1 protein-coding gene is annotated in these 2,968 nt (G+C 73.7%); it reads left to right on the top strand.

The genetic code is table 11. The features are described 5' to 3' along the window. Positions 1-221: 221 nt before the first annotated feature. On the top strand, positions 222-2,966 hold the full coding sequence (gene dnaE / locus ACFW2E_RS35970) for a DNA polymerase III subunit alpha (RefSeq protein ID WP_384472946.1): 2,745 nt from the start codon (positions 222-224) through the stop codon (positions 2,964-2,966). Positions 2,967-2,968: the final 2 nt, after the last annotated feature.

Genomic DNA, 2,968 nt, shown 5'->3' with positions numbered 1-2,968 from the left:
CCCGGCGGGCCCCCAATACGCGATCCCCCCCCCACCCGGTCCCTGGGCTGCCCCCCCCCCGGCGGGGGGGGGGGCACTCCCGCGCGCTCCGGACGTTTGCGCAGGTGGGACACGCTCCGACGGAAGTCGCACAGGTGTTCGGAAATGGAGGTATGGTGGGTGTCGGGGTAGGGAACTGATGTTCGAGAGCTGGTCGGGGCTCACGAGTGCGGGAGGTGCGTGTGCCGGGTTTCACGCATCTGCACACCGTCTCCGGGTTCTCCCTGCGGTACGGGGCCTCGCACCCGGAGCGGCTCGCCGAGCGCGCCGCCGAGCGGGGCATGGACGCCCTCGCCCTGACCGACCGCGACACCGTCTCCGGCACGGTCCGCTTCGCCAAGGCCTGCGCCAAGGCGGGTGTCCGTCCGCTGTTCGGCGTCGAGCTGGCGGTGGAGGGGCCCGCGCGGGTGCGGGAGGACGACTCCGTACGGCGGGAAAGGCGCCGTACCCCCGTACGCGGCGGCGCCTTCGTCGACGAGTCGGCGCCCCGCGCGACCTTCCTCGCCCGGGACGGCGCCCGCGGCTGGGCCGACCTGTGCCGTCTGGTCACCGACGCCCACTCCCCCAAGTTCTCGGCTTCGCTCGAACAGGGGGGACCCTCATCCGCGGGCACCCCCCTCCTGACCTGGTCCGGCAACCACGCCGACGGTCTGACCGTCCTGCTGGGCCCCGCCTCCGACGTCGGCCGTGCCCTCGCCGCCGGGCGCCCGGACCGCGCGGCCCGGCTGCTCGCCCCCTGGCGCGAGGTCTACGGCGACGCCCTGCGGCTGGAGGCCGTCTGGCACGGCCGCACGGGCACCGGCTCCGGCTCCCTGCGCCTGGCCGCCCGCACCGTGGGCTTCGCCGCCGAGCAGGGGATCCGCCCGGTGCTCAGCAACGCCGTCCGGTACGCCGACCCCGGCCAGGGCCCGGTCGCCGACGTCCTGGACGCCGCCCGCCGGCTCGTCCCGATCGACCCGGCCAAGGAGCTGGACTCCGGAGAGGCCTGGCTCAAGGACGCGGACGTCATGCTCGGGGTCGCCGAGCGGATCGTGGAGGCCGCGGGCTACCGGCGCGACACCGCCCACCGCCTGCTGGAACAGACCCGGGCGACGGCCGCCGAGTGCCTGGTCGACCCCGAGGACGACCTCGGCATCGGCACGGTCCACTTCCCCGAGCCGCACCTAGTCGGCGCCGGCCGCCGCACCGCCCAGCGGGCGCTGGCCTCGCGGGCGGCGGCGGGGATGGTGCTGCGCGGCTACACCGGGAAGCGCGCCTACTGGGAGCGGATGCACCGTGAGCTGGACATCATCGCCCACCACGGCTTCGCCTCCTACTTCCTCACGGTCGCCCAAGTGGTGGACGACGTGAGGGAGATGGGTATCCGGGTCGCCGCGCGGGGCTCCGGCGCGGGCTCCCTCGTCAACCACCTCCTCGGCGTCGCGCACGCCGATCCGGTCGAGCACGGGCTGCTGATGGAGCGCTTCCTGTCCAAGGAGCGGGTCGTGCTGCCCGACATCGACATCGACGTGGAGTCGGCGCGCCGTCTGGAGGTCTACCGGGCGATCATCGACCGGTTCGGCACCGAGCGGGTCGCCACCGTCTCCATGCCGGAGACGTACCGGGTCCGCCACGCGATCCGTGACGTGGGCGCGGCCCTGTCCATGGACCCGGCCGAGATCGACCGCATCGCCAAGTCCTTCCCGCACATCCGTGCCCGCGACGCCCGCGCGGCCCTGGAGGAGCTGCCCGAGCTGCGCCGGCTCGCGGGCGAGCGGGAGAGGTACGGCAGGCTGTGGGAGCTGACCGAGGCCCTCGACGCGCTTCCGCGCGGCATCGCCATGCACCCCTGCGGAGTGCTCCTGTCCGACGCCTCCCTCCTCTCCCGTACGCCGGTCGTGCCGACCAGCGGGGAGGGGTTCCCCATGTCGCAGTTCGACAAGGAGGACGTGGAGGACCTCGGGCTGCTCAAGCTCGATGTGCTCGGGGTGCGGATGCAGTCGGCGATGGCGCACGCGGTCGCCGAGGTGGAGCGGGCCACGGGGGAGCGGATCGACCTGGACGCGGTCGCGCCGGGCGACCCGGCGACGTACGGGCTCATCCGGTCCACCGAGACGCTGGGCTGCTTCCAGATCGAGTCGCCGGGGCAGCGGGACCTGGTGGGGCGGCTGCAGCCGAGCACGTTCCACGACCTGGTCGTCGACATCTCCCTCTTCCGGCCCGGTCCGGTCGCCGCCGACATGGTGCGGCCGTTCATCGAGGCGCGGCACGGGCGGGCGCCGGTCCGCTTCCCGCACCCGGACCTGGCGGAACCGCTGCGCGACACCTACGGGGTCGTCGTCTTCCACGAGCAGATCATCGACATCGTCGACATCATGACCGGCTGCGGTCGCGGCGAGGCGGACCGGGTGCGGCGCGGGCTGTCCGACCCGGAGTCGCAGGGGCGGATCCGGTTCTGGTTCGCGCAGCACGCCGCAGCGCACGGATACGACGCGGAAACCATTCAGCGGACCTGGGAGATCATCGAGGCCTTCGGCTCGTACGGCTTCTGCAAGGCGCACGCGGTCGCCTTCGCCGTACCGACGTACCAGTCGGCGTGGCTGAAGGCGCACCACCCGGCCGCCTTCTACGCGGGGCTGCTCACGCACGATCCCGGGATGTACCCGAAGCGGCTGCTGCTGGCGGACGCGCGCCGGCGCGGGGTGCCGATCCTGCCGTTGGACGTGAACCGGTCGGCGGTCGCCCACCGTATCGAACTGGTGTCTGAATCACCTGCCGTGTGGGGCCTCCGGCTCGCCCTCTCCGACGTGCACGGCATCGGTGAGGCCGAGGTGCGGCGGATCGCGGACGGGCAGCCGTACGCCTCCCTGCTAGCATTCTGGGATCGGGCGCACCCCAGTCGCGCGCTCGCCCAGACGCTCGCCCCGGGGGGCGCTCTGGGCGCCTGAGG

This window comes from Streptomyces sp. NPDC058964 (assembly GCF_042741275.1).
Taxonomy (GTDB): Bacteria; Actinomycetota; Actinomycetes; order Streptomycetales; family Streptomycetaceae; genus Streptomyces.
Note: the sequence above shows the minus strand (reverse complement) of the source record. Positions and strands in the feature narration are given on the sequence as shown.